The sequence below is a fragment of the Nitrospirillum guaranorum genome (assembly GCF_034653275.1).
Taxonomy (GTDB): Bacteria; Pseudomonadota; Alphaproteobacteria; order Azospirillales; family Azospirillaceae; genus Nitrospirillum.
In genome coordinates this window covers 636372-652086 of the sequence record NZ_JAYEES010000002.1, presented here as the reverse complement: position 1 = coordinate 652086, position 15715 = coordinate 636372, and the positions used below count along the sequence as shown (strand labels likewise).

At 67.6% G+C, this 15715-nt stretch carries 13 protein-coding genes; 6 read left to right on the top strand and 7 right to left on the bottom strand.

Annotated elements, in window-relative coordinates; all coding sequences use genetic code 11:
* Nucleotides 1-59: 59 nt before the first annotated feature.
* From UAJ10_RS08475 to UAJ10_RS08450, 6 genes are all read right to left on the bottom strand, one after another.
* The gene (locus tag UAJ10_RS08475; protein WP_322914947.1) at nucleotides 60-2261 is read right to left on the bottom strand and encodes a catalase; all 2202 of its coding nucleotides are present in this window, start codon (nucleotides 2259-2261) and stop codon (nucleotides 60-62) included.
* An 80-nt stretch (nucleotides 2262-2341) separates the two neighbouring features.
* The gene (locus UAJ10_RS08470; RefSeq protein WP_322914946.1) at nucleotides 2342-3391 is read right to left on the bottom strand and encodes a DNA topoisomerase IB; all 1050 of its coding nucleotides are present in this window, start codon (nucleotides 3389-3391) and stop codon (nucleotides 2342-2344) included.
* Entirely contained in the window at nucleotides 3388-3678 is a 291-nt protein-coding gene (locus UAJ10_RS08465) for a PQ-loop domain-containing transporter (RefSeq protein ID WP_322914945.1), read from the bottom strand. The genes UAJ10_RS08470 and UAJ10_RS08465 overlap by 4 nt, the downstream gene beginning before the upstream one ends.
* Nucleotides 3675-5681, bottom strand: coding sequence for a DNA ligase D (gene ligD / locus UAJ10_RS08460; protein WP_322914944.1), 2007 nt, complete (start codon nucleotides 5679-5681; stop codon nucleotides 3675-3677). Before ligD ends, UAJ10_RS08465 begins: the two co-directional genes overlap by 4 nt.
* A gap of 12 nt (nucleotides 5682-5693) precedes the next feature.
* Nucleotides 5694-6584: a DUF72 domain-containing protein gene (locus tag UAJ10_RS08455; RefSeq protein ID WP_322914943.1), complete on the bottom strand. Its 891-nt coding sequence runs from the start codon at nucleotides 6582-6584 to the stop codon at nucleotides 5694-5696.
* Nucleotides 6585-6602: 18 nt separating this feature from the next.
* Nucleotides 6603-6752, bottom strand: coding sequence for a hypothetical protein (locus UAJ10_RS08450; protein WP_322914942.1), 150 nt, complete (start codon nucleotides 6750-6752; stop codon nucleotides 6603-6605).
* Nucleotides 6753-6937: 185 nt separating this feature from the next.
* Between UAJ10_RS08450 and UAJ10_RS08445 the strand changes: the two genes are divergently transcribed.
* The 6 genes from UAJ10_RS08445 (at nucleotide 6938) to UAJ10_RS08420 (ending at nucleotide 14627) form a co-directional block, all read left to right on the top strand.
* On the top strand, nucleotides 6938-7543 hold the full coding sequence (locus UAJ10_RS08445) for a biliverdin-producing heme oxygenase (protein ID WP_322914941.1): 606 nt from the start codon (nucleotides 6938-6940) through the stop codon (nucleotides 7541-7543).
* 129 nt (nucleotides 7544-7672) lie between these two features.
* Complete coding sequence (locus tag UAJ10_RS08440; protein WP_322914940.1) at nucleotides 7673-9904, top strand: ATP-binding protein; 2232 nt, start codon at nucleotides 7673-7675, stop codon at nucleotides 9902-9904.
* Nucleotides 9891-10334: a response regulator gene (locus UAJ10_RS08435; protein WP_145752952.1), complete on the top strand. Its 444-nt coding sequence runs from the start codon at nucleotides 9891-9893 to the stop codon at nucleotides 10332-10334. The genes UAJ10_RS08440 and UAJ10_RS08435 overlap by 14 nt, the downstream gene beginning before the upstream one ends.
* Nucleotides 10334-12331, top strand: a complete 1998-nt coding sequence (locus UAJ10_RS08430; protein WP_322914939.1) for a response regulator — start codon at nucleotides 10334-10336, stop codon at nucleotides 12329-12331. Before UAJ10_RS08435 ends, UAJ10_RS08430 begins: the two co-directional genes overlap by 1 nt.
* 277 nt (nucleotides 12332-12608) lie before the next feature.
* A complete protein-coding gene (locus UAJ10_RS08425) occupies nucleotides 12609-13613 on the top strand; it encodes a hypothetical protein (protein ID WP_322914938.1) in 1005 nt (334 codons plus the stop codon).
* Nucleotides 13614-13649: 36 nt separating this feature from the next.
* On the top strand, nucleotides 13650-14627 hold the full coding sequence (locus tag UAJ10_RS08420; protein WP_322914937.1) for a magnesium transporter CorA family protein: 978 nt from the start codon (nucleotides 13650-13652) through the stop codon (nucleotides 14625-14627).
* 3 nt (nucleotides 14628-14630) lie between these two features.
* Here the strand turns inward: UAJ10_RS08420 and UAJ10_RS08415 are convergent, their stop codons facing one another.
* Nucleotides 14631-15602: a 2-hydroxyacid dehydrogenase gene (locus UAJ10_RS08415; RefSeq protein ID WP_322914936.1), complete on the bottom strand. Its 972-nt coding sequence runs from the start codon at nucleotides 15600-15602 to the stop codon at nucleotides 14631-14633.
* Between the last annotated feature and the right edge of the window lie 113 nt (nucleotides 15603-15715).

Here is a 15715-nt window from a genome sequence, read left to right as displayed (position 1 = left end):
CAAGGGAGCCGGCGGCAAGGCCGGCCCGCGCCGATGCGCAGTGCCTGAGGCTGGGCGCCTCAAGCGGCGACCGATGCGACGTTGCGCTGGGGGAAACGGTGGCGGCGCATGGCTTCGACGAATAGGGTCAGCGTGTCCTCCAGCGTCTCGCCGGTGATGACGCCTTCCTCCTTCAGCACGGGGGGCAGGTTGGCGGCCGCCAGCACCTGTTCACCCGTGCCGATGGCGGCGATAGGCTTGCCATGCAGGAAGGCCTCGTTGAGGAAATGTCGGACCAGGCCGCTGGCCCGCAGGGTGCCGGTATCCGCCCCGCCCGGCACGATCACCGCGTCGTAAACCACCGACGGGGCGTTGGGCGCCGCGCGCGTGACGGGCACCAGGCCGCCATCGCCGCCCTGTACCGTGCCGGCGGTGGGGGCTACCACCTCCACGATCGCCTCCTCATCCATCAGCGTCTCCTGGATGATGGTCAGCTGTTCGGCGCTGACGCCCTTGTCCACCAGCACCGCCACCTTGCGTCCCCGGATGTCTTCCGCCACCCGGTCCATGCTGAGCGCGGGGGAGCGGCCGACCTTAAGATCGGCGTTGGGCAGGCCCGCGGCCGCCGGACGCGCCCGGGCCTCCGGCAACGGAATGCCCGTGCGGGCGGCCACGCCCTGCGCCAGCTCCAGCGCGATGTTGCTCAGGATCACGTCCATCACCCGCTGGCGCACCACCATGTCGGTGCACTGGTTCAGCTCGAAGGAGAAGGCGGCGACGATGTGGTCCTTCTCCCACCCCGCCATGCTGTTCCAGAACAGGGTGGCTTGGCTGAAATGGTCGCCGAAGCTGTCGCTGCGCACGCGGATCTTGGCGCCATCCACCTTCTCGGCATAGCTGCGGAAGGCATCGGCGGCCTCGGGCGAGTGCATCGGGCAGCCGTGGGCCAAACCGTTGGGGAAATAGGCCACGCGGCCCCGGTTGATCTGGCGGCGGCCCATGCCGTCGCGCTGGTTGTTGTCCACCCGCTGCAGCGGGCGGTTGATGGGCAGTTCGGCGAAGTTCGGCCCCACGCGGCGCAGCTGGGTATCGAGGTAGGAGAACAGGCGCCCCTGCAGCAGCGGATCGTTGGTGAAGTCGATGCCCGGCACCACGTGGCCGACGTGAAAGGCCACCTGTTCGGTTTCGGCGAAGAAGTTGCCCGGGTTGGCCGTCAGGGTCATCAGGCCCACGCGGCGCACCGGCACCACCTCTTCCGGGATGATCTTGGTGGGGTCCAGGATGTCGACGCCGTACGTGAACTCATCCTCTTCCTCGATGACCTGCAGGCCCAGTTCCCATTGTGGGAAATCGCCCCGCTCGATGGCGTCGAACAGGTCGCGGCGATGGAAGTCGGGATCCTTGCCGGCGGTCTTCTGCGCCTCGTCCCACACCTGGCTGAAGACGCCCTTCAGCGGTTTCCAGTGGAACTTGACGAAGCGCGCCTTCCCCTCGGCATTCACCAGGCGGAAGGTGTGGACGCCGAACCCCTCCATCATGGCGTAGCTGCGGGGGATGGCCCGGTCGCTCATCACCCACATCAGCATGTGGGCGGACTCCGGGGTCAGCGACACGAAGTCCCAGAAGGTGTCGTGCGCCGATTGGGCCTGCGGGATCTCGTTATGCGGTTCCGGCTTCACCGCATGGATCAGGTCGGGGAACTTGATGGCGTCCTGGATGAAAAAGACGGGCATGTTGTTGCCCACCAGGTCCCAGACGCCCTCCTCCGTATAGAACTTGACGGCGAAGCCCCGCACGTCGCGCACCGTGTCGGCCGACCCGCGCGATCCCGCCACGGTGGAGAAGCGCACGAACACCGGCGTTTCCTTGGCCGGGTCCTGGAAGGGTGCTGCGGTGGTGAGATCGGTCAGCGGCTCATACACCTGGAAGATGCCGTGGGCGGCGGCCCCCCGGGCATGCACCACCCGCTCCGGGATGCGTTCGTGGTCGAAATGGGTGATCTTCTCCCGCAGATGGAAGTCTTCCATCAGCGTCGGCCCCCGGGGTCCGGCGCGCAGGGAATTCTGATCATCGCTGACCTTCAGACCCTGGTTGGTGGTCAGGGCCGACCCCGCCTCCTGGCTGTCCGGCGCCAGGTCCCGCTGCTTGGCCGTGTCACCGCCGACGAAGGGCACGCTGGGCATGGCGGGCTTGGCCGCCGGCTGGGCCACCGCGTCCGGGGTGGGGCTGGGCGTGGGCGGCACCGGGCGCACGGGCGTATCGTCGTAGCGGGTGTCGGACATCGGGCTTCCTCTTTGGCGGGGCGGCTCTGGGGCGGGATGGCTTTTGGGGCGGGAGGCGGTCCACGCACCAACCGCCCGGCTCAGCTCAAGTTCCCCGCGTCCTGACGCTTTTCCGCCCGGCGCAGCACGGTCAGCACCGCGGCCTCCGCCGGGGACAACCCCGCCGGCCCGTCCTGGCGCAGGCGCAGGCGGAAGCGGCCCGCCAGGTAATCGTCCATGATCACCGGGTGGACATAGCATTGGCGGCAGACGGTGACGGTGTTGCCCAGGCGGGCCGCCACCTGTTTCAACGCGGCGGTGACCATGCGCCGGCCGTGGGTGGGGCTGGTGGGCGGCGGGCTGTCATTCAGCGCCAGGGCCATCATGACCGTGCCGGCCCAGGTGCGGAAATCCTTGGCCGTGATCCCGCCCTCGCGCCTGGGCCCCTTCTCCTCCGCCGCCTCCCGCAGGTAGGCGTTCACATCGGCGGAGCTGACCTCCCGCCGGTGACCGTCACCGTCCAGATATTGGAACAGGGGCTGGCCGGGCAGCTCCTGGCAGGCCTTGACGATCCGGGCCACCCGCCGGTCGGTTACCTTCAAGCGCCAGAGCTTGCCGCTCTTGCCCTTGAAGTCGAAGCGCAGGGACGATTTCTCCACACTGACATGGGCAGCGCGCAGGGTGGTCAGGCCGTAGCTCTGGTTATCACGGGCGTAATCGGCGTTGCCCACGCGGATCAGCGTCGTGCCCAGCAGGTGGACGATGGTGGCCAGCACCTTGTCGCGCGGCAAGCCGGGCAAGGCCAGATCCCTGGCCACCCGGTCGCGGATTTGCGGCAAGCGGCGGGCGAAATCGATCAGGTGGTGAAACTTGGCCCCGTCCCGCGCCTGGCGGAAGGCGGGGTGGTACATGTACTGCTTGCGTCCTTTGGCGTCGCGGCCGGTAACCTGCAGGTGACCGTTGGCATCGGCGCAGATCCACACGTCCGTCCAGGCGGGCGGGATGACCAGGGCCTTGATGCGGGTCCGCAACACGGGGTCCCGCACCGTGGCGCCGTCCGGCAGGCAGTAGCGGAAGCCCGATCCGGACTTCCGCCGCCGGATGCCGGGGTCGCTGTCGCTGACATAGACCAGGCCCGCCTCATCGCTCATTCGGCGGCCTCAGGCGCCTTCGCGCGGCGCTGACTGAGATAAAGCCACTGCCCCACCACGGCCGTGGCCAGGATCAGGGCGTTGGTGGTGACGAACACCCAATTGCACAGCAGCCAGGAATAGGTGACGAAGCCGATGGAGGTGGCGATCTGCCCCGTGAACAGCCAGGGCGACACCCCTTTGGTCGAGCGCTCGCGCCATTGCGTCCAGATTTGGCATGCGAGGGTCAGGAACAGCAGCAGTGCCGCCAGCCAGCCGATAAGGTCCGCGAAGCCAGGCGCGATCATCCGTTGTAGGCCCCCGCGCCGACCTTCACCCCCAGCACACGGCAGGCGGCGGCGCCCAAGTCCTGCTCCAGCTCGAAATAACGGGCCCAGGGATCGGCGCGGCGCATCAGGGCCGGGGCATCGGCGGTGGTGTGGATGTCCGCCCGTTCCGCCCTGGCCAGTTCCTCCCAGCTCACCGGGCAGGCGATGGGGATGCCGCCGCCGGCGCGCGCGGGCTTGGCCCGGGTCGAATAGGGGGCGACAGCCGAGGACCCCCGCGTGTTGCGGAAATGGTCGATGAAAATGCGACCCTGGCGCCGGGCCTTGCTCATGGTGGCGACGTAGGCATCCGGGTTGGCCTCCACCAGCTGCTCCGCCACGGCCTTGGCGAAGGCGGCCGCCACCGGCCATTGGCGACGGCCACCGGCGGCACCGGGACCCAGCGGGGCCACGACATGCACGCCTTTGCCACCCGTCAGCAGGGGGAAGCTGGCAAGGTCCAGCGCCGCCAGCACATCGCGCATGGCCACCGCCGCCGCCTTGACCTTGGCGAAGGGCAGGCCGGCGTCAGGGTCCAGGTCGAACACCAGCCGGTCGGGCGATTCAAGCTTGCGCACCGGACTGCCCCACAGATGCAGTTCCAGCACCCCCATCTGGGCCGCCGCCCGCAGCCCGGCGGCGTCCGTCAGATAGAAATAATCGATCTGCCTGCCGTCCTTCTCCTTCACCGCCTTGCGCCGCCATGGCGCGGGCGTGCCGGCCCCCGCGTGCCGCTGGAAAAAGCAGGCCTGTTCCGTCCCTTCCGGACAGCGCAGCAGGCTCAGCAACCGGCCGGCGGCATAGGGCAGCATGCGCGGCGCCACCGTTTCCAGATATGCGGCCAGGCCTCGCTTGGTCAGGCCGGAGACGGGGTCCAGCACCCGTTCCGGATGGGTCAGAGCGATGTCGCCCATGGATGATCCCCCTTCCTTCACCGCCTGGCCCACGGGTTCCGCCTTTTCAAGGACCACGGCCCTGGCCGGCTTGTCGGGGCGCAGGCCCATGAAGCGGCCCTGCCGCACCAGCCGGTCGCCGGTGAAACCCGCGAAGGCGATTTCCGCCACCAGCTCAGGCTTCACCCAGCGCGCCTCCCGGGCGATGGCGGGGGGCACGCTGTCCGCCGCCACCGTCGGCGTCTTGCGCGCCAGCGCGTGCAGCCTAGCCTCCAGCCCCGCCTGGGTGTCGGCGTCGAAACCGCTGCCCACCCGGCCGGCGTAGCGCAAGGCGCCATCCTCGCGCAGGCCAAGCAGGAGGGAGGCGAAGGCCCGCCCATGGGTGGAGGGTGACCAGCCGACGATGACGAATTCCTGTCGGTTGCCGCACTTCACCTTCAGCCAGTCATGGCACCGCCCCGGCTGGTAGGGGGCGTTGACCCGCTTCGCGATGATGCCCTCGAACCCCTGTTCGCACAGGGTGGCCAACAGGCCGGCGCCGCCGCCCATCACATGGTCGGTGTAGAAGACAGGGCCGGTTTTGCCCGCCTCCCCCAAAAGGGCGGCCAGCCGCGCCTTGCGCGCCACCAGCGGCCGGGGGGCCCAGTCGCGCCCGGCCTCCGCCAGCAGGTCGAAGACGTAGTAGCTGAGGGCCGCGTGGTCGTCCTTCATGGCGCGTTGCAGGGTGGTGAAGCTGCTGAGGCCCCGGGAATCCAGGGCCACGATCTCGCCATCCAGCAACACCGGCGGCAGATCAAGGGCCGCCAGCGCCCGCACGATGGTGGGGAAGCGGTCGGTCCAATCCAGGCCGGAGCGGGTATGGATGCGCACCTCCCGGCCTGACACCGCCACCACGGCGCGATAGCCGTCGAACTTGGCCTCGAACAGCCAGTCCGGCCCCTCTGGCGGGGTATCGACCAGGGTGGCCAGGGCCGGCTCGATGAAGGCCGGCGGTGCGACCTGCAGGCGCGATGGCGGCACCGTGGCCGGTTCCTTGGCCGGTTCCTTGGACAGATGGTCCAGCACCTCGTCATCGGGGATGTCGCGGCCCATGGCATCCATCCATCAATGGGTCAACCGACCGACCAGGGCGCGGGCATCGTCGGGCGCCCGCAGCTTGTCGGTGTTGTCGAAGTAGAGGAAGACGTCGCGCGGCGCCGGGTGTGGGTCGCGGGGCGGTTCGATATAGTCGTCGCGCCCATAGTCACCAGCGTCCAGCGGCCGCCCCCCGGCCCAGGCGGCCACGCGCCGCGCCCAGCGGTCCAGCTCGTCGGTGCCATAACCGCTGCGGTAAAGCTCGCTGGAACCGTGCAGGCGGCAGTAGACGAAGTCCGACGTCAAATCCATCAGGCGCGGCCATTCAACCGTGTCGGCGCAGACCAGGGCCACGCCGTGCCGGCGCAGCAGGTCGGCGAAGGCTGGATCGCGAAAGCTCTCATGACGGATTTCCACGGCATGGCGCAGACGGCGGTGGGGCCCCGGCCGCATCCAGGCGCGGGCCTTGAGATTATCGTCGTGACGGTGGGCCAGGTCGGCCGCATGTTCCGTGTCGTGGGGCAGCAGCGCCAAGAAGTCGCCCAGCAACTGGGCGTCGAATTTGAAGCTGGGCGGGAATTGCCACAGCAGGGGTCCCAGCTTGCTGCCCAGCCGCAGAAGGCCGGAGGCCAGGAAGTTGGCCAGCGGCGCCACGGGATCCTTCAACCGGCGAATATGGGTGATGTAGCGCGGCGCCTTCACCGCGAAGACGAAGCCGTCCGGCGTCTCATCATTCCACCGGGCGAACACGTCCGGCGTCTGCAGCCCATAGAAGGTGCCGTTGATCTCGATGCTGCGGAAAACGCCGCTGGCATATTCCAGCGCGCGGCGCTGGGGCAGGCCTTCTGGATAAAAGGCCCCACGCCAGGGAGCGTAGGTCCAGCCGGAGATGCCGATGCGGACGTCCGCCTGGGGCGCCATGATGCCACCGGTCCTTCCCTACCACCACTTGCCCAACCACCAGGCCAGCACGAAGGCCACGATCACCAAGGCCAGGCTGACCAACAGGACGGCCAGCACCGGTCGGCCCAGGGTGGCCCCCCGCGCCTCCCGCGCGGTCAGGACGACATGGTCTTTCTTGCGTTCCATCTTCGGGCCCTCGCTCGCTGCCAGGTCACAGCCAAAGCAACCGCCGGGCGCCGCGCGCGGTTCCGTCGCGGCAACAGGCGCATGTGGCGGCGGTGCCAGCGGGGCCGCCGACATGGCCACCATTGATTTTCGCGCGGGCCGCGATATGTCCCTGGGTGAGGTCCGACCAGGAAGAGAGAGCAGGCGTGACACTACTGAGATCAGTGCTGCGCATGGGTACGGCAGCCTGCCATGCCACCCTGGACCGGCACTTCGCCATGCTGGATATCAGCCACCTGCCGGACTACATCCATTTCTTGAAAGCCCAGCACCCGGCGTTGCGCGCCGTTGAGTTGAGCTTGGAGGCGGCTGGGGTGGACCTGATCCTGCCCGACTGGCCGGAGCGCCGCCGCCGCCACGCGCTAGAGGCGGACCTGGCGGCGCTGGACGCCAACAACCGCCTGTCAGCCGTGCTGGTGGAAACACCGCTTATCCGCAGCCGGGCGCAGGCCCTGGGTCATCTCTATGTGCTGGAAGGGTCCCGACTGGGTGCCGAGGTGCTGTTACGCCGGGCGCTGGGTGCTGGCGATCCCCTCATTTCCCAGGCCACCCGCTTCCTCGCCCATGGCCGGGGCCGCCCTTTCTGGCGCGACTTCGTGGCCCTGCTCAACCAGGAAGCCGCAGACAGCGCTTTCCAGGCCGAAGCGGTGACGGCGGCGGTCGCCTCCTTCGGCCTATTCCAAAAGGCGGCAGAGCAAGTGCTGGGCCATTATCAGGCTAGCCACGACCGCAGGCAGGTGTCAGAAAAATGAGCCGCGGCCCCATATTCGCCTTAAATTTCCGGCAAATGGCTGGTTCACGGTTCCTTGGACAAATGGGTCTGCCCCGTGGTCACGTCACATAGCCCAGGAAACACCGATACCGCCCCGGACGTCCCGCCCGTGCCCCAGGACCTGCTGGATCAGTGCGCGCGCGAGCCCATCCGCATTCCCGGCGGCATCCAGCCCCACGGCGCGCTGGCGGTGCTGCGGCCTGACGACCTGGTCGTGATCCAGGCCAGCGCCAACCTGGGCGCCAACCTGGACCGCCCGGTCGCCTTCGACGCCAGCCAGACGCTGGGTGATTTGGTGGGCCCGCGCACACCGCTGGAAAACGACGTCCGCCTTTGGGCCGACGGCACGGATACCGCCTTCCTGGAGCAGTACCAGATCGACGGCCGCACCTTCCATGTCAGCGGCCAGCGCGCTTCCCAAGGCCTGATCCTGGAGTTCGAATCGTTCGAGGAGGCCGAACGCGGGCGTAGCGCCAGCCTCTATCAGCTGCTGCGCGACTTCCTGGACAATTCCGATGGGCTGAAGACCGTGGCGGACCTCTGCGCCGGCGTGGCGGCGGAAGTGCAGAGCCTGACCGGCTTCAACCGCGTCCTGATCTATCGCTTCGATGAGGACTGGAACGGCACCGTCATCGCGGAAAAGGGGGACGGCACCCTGCCCTCCTACCTCGACCTTCGCTTCCCGGCGTCCGACATCCCGGCGCAGGCGCGGGAACTCTATCGCACGAACCGCCTGCGCCTGATCCCGACCGCCACGTACACGCCCGAGCCGCTGATACCCGCCCTATGCCCCACCGATGGGGCGCCGCTGGATATGAGCTTCGTGGCGTTGCGCAGCGTCTCGCCCGTGCATCTGGAATACATGCGCAACATGGGCACGGCGGCCTCGCTGTCCATCTCCATCGTCATCGACGGACAGTTGTGGGGCCTGATCTCCTGCCATCATGCCCAGCCGCGCTACGTCGGCCCCCAAATCCGCGCCGCCTGCGACTTCCTGGGCCGCATCGTGGCGCAACAGATCGCGGCCCGTGAGCGGGCGGCCGAGATCGATGAACGGCTGCAGCTGAAAAACATCGAGACGGAACTGGTGGCCCATCTGGCGCGGGCGCCCGGTTTCCAGGCCGGCCTGGTTGATTGCGCCAGCCAGTGGCTGGCCCTCACCAACAGCGCCGGGGCGGCCGTCGTCACCGACGGCATCGTCCTGGCCGCCGGCAAGGCGCCGCCCATCGACAGCATCCTGGCCCTGGTCGAATGGCTGCGGACCCGGAACGTCGACCAAATCTACGCCACCAGCGCCCTGAGCGCGGAATGGCCGCCGGGCAAGGACATCGCAGGCATCGCCAGCGGCGTCATCGCCGTTCCCATCTCACGCCTGCATGCCAGTTTCATCCTATGGTTCCGGCCGGAGGTGGTGCAGACCGTGCGCTGGGGTGGCGATCCCCGCGCGGCCAAGGCCACGGACACCGCTGGCCGCCTGCACCCCCGCCTGTCGTTCGAGGCCTGGAAGCAGGAGGTGCGCGAGCGCGCCCAGCCCTGGCGGCCGGCCGAACTGCTGAGCGCCGCCGACTTCCGCGGCGCCATCATCAACTTCGTCCTGCAACGGGCGGAGGAGCGCGCGCAGTTGACGGAGGAGCTGCAACGCTCGAACAAGGAGCTGGAGGCCTTCTCCTACTCCATCTCCCACGACCTGCGGGCCCCTTTCCGCCATATCGCGGGCTACGCCGAACTGCTGGGCGAGGAGGAGCCGAACCTCAAAGCCCTGTCGCGCCACTACCTGGACGGCATCATCGCCGCGGCCCTATCGGCTGGCGAACTGGTGGATGACCTGCTGCACTTCTCGCAGCTGGGCCGCACCAGCCTGAGGATGACCCGCATCGACATGGCCAAGGTGATGGCGGAAATCCGGCGCAGCCTGGCCATCACCGAGGGGCAACGGCCGGTGGAATGGGACATCGGCGTCCTGCCCCCCGCCTGGGGCGACACCACCCTGGTGCGCCAAGCGCTGTTCAACCTGGTCGACAACGCCTTGAAATACAGCCGGGACGCCACCCCGCCCCGCATCAAGGTCTGGGGCCAGGACCGGCCTGACGAGGTGCTGTACTGCGTGGAGGACAACGGCGTCGGCTTCGACATGAACTATGCCGGCAAGCTGTTCCAGGTGTTCCAGCGCCTGCACCGGCAAGAGGACTTCGAGGGCACCGGCATCGGCCTGGCATTGACGAAACGCATCATCGACCGGCACGGCGGCACGCTGGAAGCCAAGGGTGCCGTCGGTCGGGGCGCCGCCTTCAGTTTCACCCTACCTAAGCGCCAGACAGGAGGAAACCGTGGCCACGCTTAGACCCATCCTTCTCGTCGAGGACAATCCCGCCGACGTGGAACTGACCCTGGCCGCGCTGAGGAAAACCCAGCTGGCCAACGAAATCGTGGTCGTCCGCGACGGCGTGGAAGCGCTGGAATACATCTTCAGCGAGGGCCAATTCGCGGACCGCGAGCCGGGCGCTCCGGCCGTCGTGCTGCTGGACTTGAAGCTGCCCAAGGTGGATGGCCTGGAGGTGCTGGAAAAGGTGAAATCCCACCCCCGGCACCGCGCCACCCCCATCGTGATGCTGACCTCCTCCCGCGAGGAGAGCGACGTGGTGCGCAGCTATCACTACGGGGTCAATTCCTTCGTGGTGAAGCCTGTGGACTTCAAGGCCTTTTTCGAAGCCATCCGTGACCTAGGTATCTTTTGGGCGGTGCTGAACGAGCCCGTGCCTGGAGATTTTTAGTGTCGCCATCCGCGGAAAAGCCTGTCGCCCTGCTGTTGGTGGAAGACAGCGACATCGATGCGGAACTGATCGCCCACCAGGTCCGCAAGATCGATCAGCCCCTGACGCTGACGCGCGTGGCCGTGCGGGCGGAATATGAGGCCGCCCTGGCCGGGGGCGGCTTCGACATCATCCTGTCGGACTACTCCCTGCCCGGATTCAACGGCCTGGCGGCGCTGGAACTGGCCCGGGCGCGCGACCCCGCGGCGCCCTTCATCTTCATCTCCGGCGTCATTGGCGAGGAGTTCGCGACCGAGGCCCTGCGCGCCGGCGCCACGGACTATGTGACCAAGCGCAACCTGGCCCGCATCCCCATGGTGGTGGCCCGCGCCCTGCGCGAAGCGGAAGATCGCCGCCAGGCGCGGCGATCGGCCCAGGCCCTGCGTGAAAGCGAGCAGCGCTTCCGGTCCATGGCGGACAACACGCCCGCCCTGATCTGGTCGTCCGACGCAGAGGGCCGCATCATCTTCGCCAACCGCCGCTTCGAAACGGAATTCGGCATTCCGCCGGCACGCATGGAGGCGGAGGGTTGGGCCGCCCTGATCCATGAGGACGACTGGCCGACGCTGAGCGCCGTGCGCCGGGCGTTGTTCATTGGGCGCACCCCCTTCCTGGATGACATGCGCGTGCGCAAGGCCACGGGCGAGGTGCGCTGGCTGCGCTGTGAAAGCAGCCCGCGTTTCGACGACGCCGGCACCTTCCTGGGATTCCTGGGCTGCGCCATCGACATCACCGAGACCAAGCTGGCCCGCGACGCGCTGGAGGCGGAGGTGGCGGCGCGCACGGAGGAGCTGCGCGTCAAGGAAGAGGCGCTGCGCCAGTCGCACAAGATGGAGGCCATCGGCCAACTGACCGGCGGCATCGCCCATGATTTCAACAACATGCTGGCCGGCATCGTCGGCGCCGCCGACCTGATCCAGAAGCGGGTGCGCGACGCCCGTTTCGACAGCATCGGCCGCTATGTCGACAACATCCTGTCCTCCGCCCACCGGGCGGCGGGCCTGACCCACCGCCTGCTGGCCTTCGCCCGGCGCCAGACCCTGGATCTGAAGCCCGCCGACATCAACCAGCTGGTGAGCTCGCTGGACGACCTGCTGCGCCGGACCCTGGGCCAGGGCATCGACCTGCAGATCTCCCTGGCGCCTGAGGTGTGGCCGGCCATCACGGACGCCAACCAGTTCGAGAGCGCCATCCTGAACCTGGCCATCAACGCCCGCGACGCCATGACGGCGGGCGGCCGCCTGACCATCCAGACCAGCAACGTCACCATCGGCGAAGGGGACGAGCGGGCGTCCGCCGACCTGCAGCCCGGTGACTATGTCCTGACCTGCGTCACCGACACCGGCACCGGCATGCCGCCGGAGGTGCTGGAGAAGGCGTTCGACCCCTTCTTCACCACCAAGCCCATCGGCCATGGCACGGGCCTGGGCCTCTCCATGATCTATGGTTTCGCCCGCCAAGTCGGGGGTCATGTCACGCTGGCGTCCACCCCCGGCAAGGGAACCACCATCTGCCTGTACATGCCACGCGACCGTAACGCCCCGGCCACGACGGAGGCGTCCAGACCCAACCTGCCGGAAGCCGCGCCCAAGGGGCGGGGCACCGTGCTGGTGGTGGAGGACGAACTGGTGGTGCGCATGGTGGTGATCGACATCCTGGAGGAGCATGGCTACGGCGTCATCGAGGCCGAAACGGCGGCCGACGCCCTGCCCCACCTGGAAGGGACCGGGGCCATCGACCTGCTGCTGACCGACGTCGGCCTGCCTGGAATGAATGGGCGCGCCCTGGCGCAAGAGGCCAGGCGGCTGCGACCCGGGCTGAAAATCCTCTTCGCCACTGGCTACGCCGAGGGCGCCAGCCAGCGCTCCGCCTTCGTCGGCGAGGGCATGGACTACATCGCCAAGCCCTTCGACCTGGATGAGCTGGGGCGGAAGATCCGGGCGCTGACGGAAACGTAACGATCTCGGCCGTTCAACAATACCATGCGGGAATTCCGCAACTGCTCCGCCCCCTTGTCCCATGGCCGTCCCTTGGCGGGAATTAGGGCAACTCAGGAGATTGACGCGACACCCGATCCGGATGGCTTGCCGCATCGCGACGACATACTGCCGTCCCTGCAATTCTATGGGACAAGGCGTCGCGCTTGCCGCATGGGCGGGTCGACCTTCTTTCTTGAGTACGGTCTCGACTTAGGGCATCGCCCCTGTCGACCCGAATGGCAGGAGGAGCAACTTGATGACCCGACCCCCCACCGCACCCACCCTGTTGGCTGGGTTCCTGTTAGCAGGACTGACCCTGGCGAACGCCCCTGCGGCCCAAGCCAAGGATGTGGACCTGCTGGCACCCCATTGGGACTTCAGCCTGCGTGAATCGCCGGATCCACCGGCTGCGGATGGTCCCTCCGCCTACGCCTCCACCGCTCCCGGAGCCACCTGGAACTTGGTCGCGTGGAATATTCCGGGTGGCGACCTTTCTCCCTTCACGCGCCGGACCTCGGGGAACGCCACGGTGTTTTCCTCAACCGCCAAGGAAGCGTCAGTGACAATCACCCAGGCGAAAGGTGCCACCCATGCGACGTACAAGCTAACCCAGGACGGAACGGTCTTGCCATGCAAAGGCCCGGATGGACAGCCGCGTGAATCCGACCTATTCGCCAGCCCCAGCGGCAAGGCGAAGCCGCCGCATGAATCAGTTGGGCTTCTGGCTGACGGACAGTACGCCCTTACCGACTTGGACCATTTGTTCAGCGATACCGATGTCCGCATCAAATACGGAAACGTGAAGTCCACCAAGGGGTGCGGGGTCAGCCAGGGCGGGCCTTTGATTTCCGTGGTGCTGAACAATCCCACGTCGCATCAGACGCTTTTCTATCAACTGGCGCTCGGCATGGTTTGCGGGCCGCAGCCCGAGGATCGACAGCGCTTCTGCAGCGACATGGTGACCAAGCCCAGGACCAATTATTTCTTCACCAAGGACCCATTCGGCGTGGACGATTCCTTGCCCCTTCTTGGGCAGCCGTTCCTGAAATCGGGCGAGCGCCGTGACGTGCGGGTCGACATCCTGCCCCGGCTCCTGAAACTCATCGCGGAGGCGCCCGCCGGCATGGATAAGCGGCCGGAAAATTGGCGCATCGGACACTATTACAATGGCCAGCATATTTGGGGTGACATTACCCTGGAGAGCGAATGGACATCGGCACGGCTGATCGCCAGCCCCAAGGCCGAAAGCGGCGGCCCGTGATCGAACTGTCCTGAAAATAACCGGAAAGACATGTGCATGCTCACCATGTACCGGCTAGAGGACGGCGCCCTGAAGCGGCGGGATCCGGATGCCGACTGCCTGGCCGACGACATCTGGATCGACATGATCGCCCCCACCAAGGAAGAGGAGGCGGCCGTCGAGGCGGCGCTGGGGGTTGAGATTCCCACGCGGGAAGAGATGCGGGAGATCGAGACCAGCGCCCAGGTGTACAAGTCCGGGGACGCCCTGGTCATGACCGTGAGGGTGCTGACCCGCCAGGCGCCGCTGGGCCCGGCCCTGGCCGACGCCACCTTCATCCTGACGCCCCAGCACCTGGTGACGGTGCGTTACCTGGACAGCACGCCCTTCCGCACCTTCTCCACCCGGGTGGACCAGGGCAACGACGTGCCCACCGACCCCGAGGCCATCCTGCTGGGCATCCTGACCGCCATCGTCGGCCGGGTCGCCGACGTGCTGGAAGAGGTTAAGGATGGGTTGGACACCCTCTCCCGCTCCGTCTTCAGCCAGGGCGGGGAACAATCGCCCAGCATCATCGACGCCGATCTGCAGAACGCACTGAAGCGCATCGGCCGCAGCGGAGACCTGGCGTCCCGGGTACGGGAAAGCCTGCACAGCCTGGCCCGCACGGTGTCCTTCCTCAAGGCGGCGGAGAAGGCCACGCCCATCGCCCCGGAAATCAAGCTGACCCTGAACACGCTGAACGGGGATATCCAGTCGCTGCTGGACTACAACCTATATCTGGCGCAGACAACGCAGTTCCTGCTGGATTCGACCCTGGGCCTGATCAACATCCAGCAGAACGCCATCATCAAGATCTTCAGCGTGGCCGCCGTCATCTTCCTGCCGCCGACGCTGATCGCCTCCATCTACGGCATGAACTTCAAGCACATGCCGGAACTGGACCTGGTGTTCGGCTACCCGGGCGCGCTGTGCCTGATGGTCATCTCCGCCATCCTGCCCTACTGGTATTTCCGCCGCCGGGGCTGGCTGTAAGCGTCAGCCGGCGTTGACGGGCGTTTCCGGCACAGGGGTCAGCACCGGCCGGCCCTGGGCCCAGGCCACCAGATTGTCCACCACCAGCTGGCCCATGGCCTGACGGGTGTGGGTGGTGGCGGAACCGACGTGGGGCAGCAGGACCGCGTTGTCGAGGTCCAGCAACGCCTGGGGCACCCGGGGCTCGTGCGCGAACACGTCCAGGCCGGCGCCCAGGATGGTGCCATCCCGCAGGGCGGCGACCAGCGCCTGCTCGTCCACCACCGTGCCGCGGGCGATGTTGATGAGGATGCCTTCGGGGCCCAAGGCTTTCAGCACGGCTGCGTCCACCAGGTGGCGTGTCTCCGGTCCGCCCGGCGTCACCACCACCAGCACATCCACCGCCCGGGCCAGCTCGACAGGCGTCGCGTGGTAGGGCAGGTCCACATCCGCCTGCCGGTGACGGCCGTGATAGTGCACCGGCACATCGCAGGCGGCCAACCGCCGGGCTATGGCCTTGCCGATGCGGCCCAGGCCCAGGATGCCGGCCGTGCGGCCTCGCAGTGTGGGTGTCAGGGGGAAGGACCTTTCCAACCAGCGACCGGCACGCAGGTAGCGTTCAGCTTGGGGCAGGCGGCGAACGGCCATCAACGTCAGGGCCAAGGCCGTATCCGCCACCTCCTCCGTCAGCACGTCGGGCGTGTTGGTGACCGTGATGCCGTGGGTTCCGGCCCATTGGGCGTCGATGCTGTCGTAGCCCACGCCGAAGCTGGATACACAGCCCAACCGGGGCAAGCGCCTCATCAGGTCGGCGGTGATGGCCGCCCCGCCGGCGGCGGCGATGGCGCGGATGCGGGGAGCCACCTCCGCCAACAGGGCCTCGGCATCCGCCGCCAGCCAGAGCTTGTGCACACGGAAGGCCTGGTCCAGCCGCTCCGTGACAAAGGGCATCATGGGCGCGGGCATGAGCAGGTCGATATCAAAGCGAGGTGCCATACTGCCAAGGTCCTCTTGCCGTTCCAGGACGGACCCCCATTTTGCTGGGGTGGGTTGCCGCCAGCATAGGCCGCCCCTTGGGCGCTTGTCTGCCCTTGCCTGCCACCGGGCGC

Bases quoted from the DNA above. Each gene is read 5' to 3' on its own strand.
- UAJ10_RS08475 (WP_322914947.1), bottom strand. From the start codon at position 2,261: ATGTCCGACACCCGCTACGACGATACGCCCGTGCGCCCGGTGCCGCCC.
- UAJ10_RS08470 (WP_322914946.1), bottom strand. From the start codon at position 3,391: ATGAGCGATGAGGCGGGCCTGGTCTATGTCAGCGACAGCGACCCCGGC.
- UAJ10_RS08465 (WP_322914945.1), bottom strand. From the start codon at position 3,678: ATGATCGCGCCTGGCTTCGCGGACCTTATCGGCTGGCTGGCGGCACTG.
- ligD (WP_322914944.1), bottom strand. From the start codon at position 5,681: ATGGGCCGCGACATCCCCGATGACGAGGTGCTGGACCATCTGTCCAAG.
- UAJ10_RS08455 (WP_322914943.1), bottom strand. From the start codon at position 6,584: ATGGCGCCCCAGGCGGACGTCCGCATCGGCATCTCCGGCTGGACCTAC.
- UAJ10_RS08450 (WP_322914942.1), bottom strand. From the start codon at position 6,752: ATGGAACGCAAGAAAGACCATGTCGTCCTGACCGCGCGGGAGGCGCGG.
- UAJ10_RS08425 (WP_322914938.1), top strand. From the start codon at position 12,609: ATGACCCGACCCCCCACCGCACCCACCCTGTTGGCTGGGTTCCTGTTA.
- UAJ10_RS08420 (WP_322914937.1), top strand. From the start codon at position 13,650: ATGCTCACCATGTACCGGCTAGAGGACGGCGCCCTGAAGCGGCGGGAT.
- UAJ10_RS08415 (WP_322914936.1), bottom strand. From the start codon at position 15,602: ATGGCACCTCGCTTTGATATCGACCTGCTCATGCCCGCGCCCATGATG.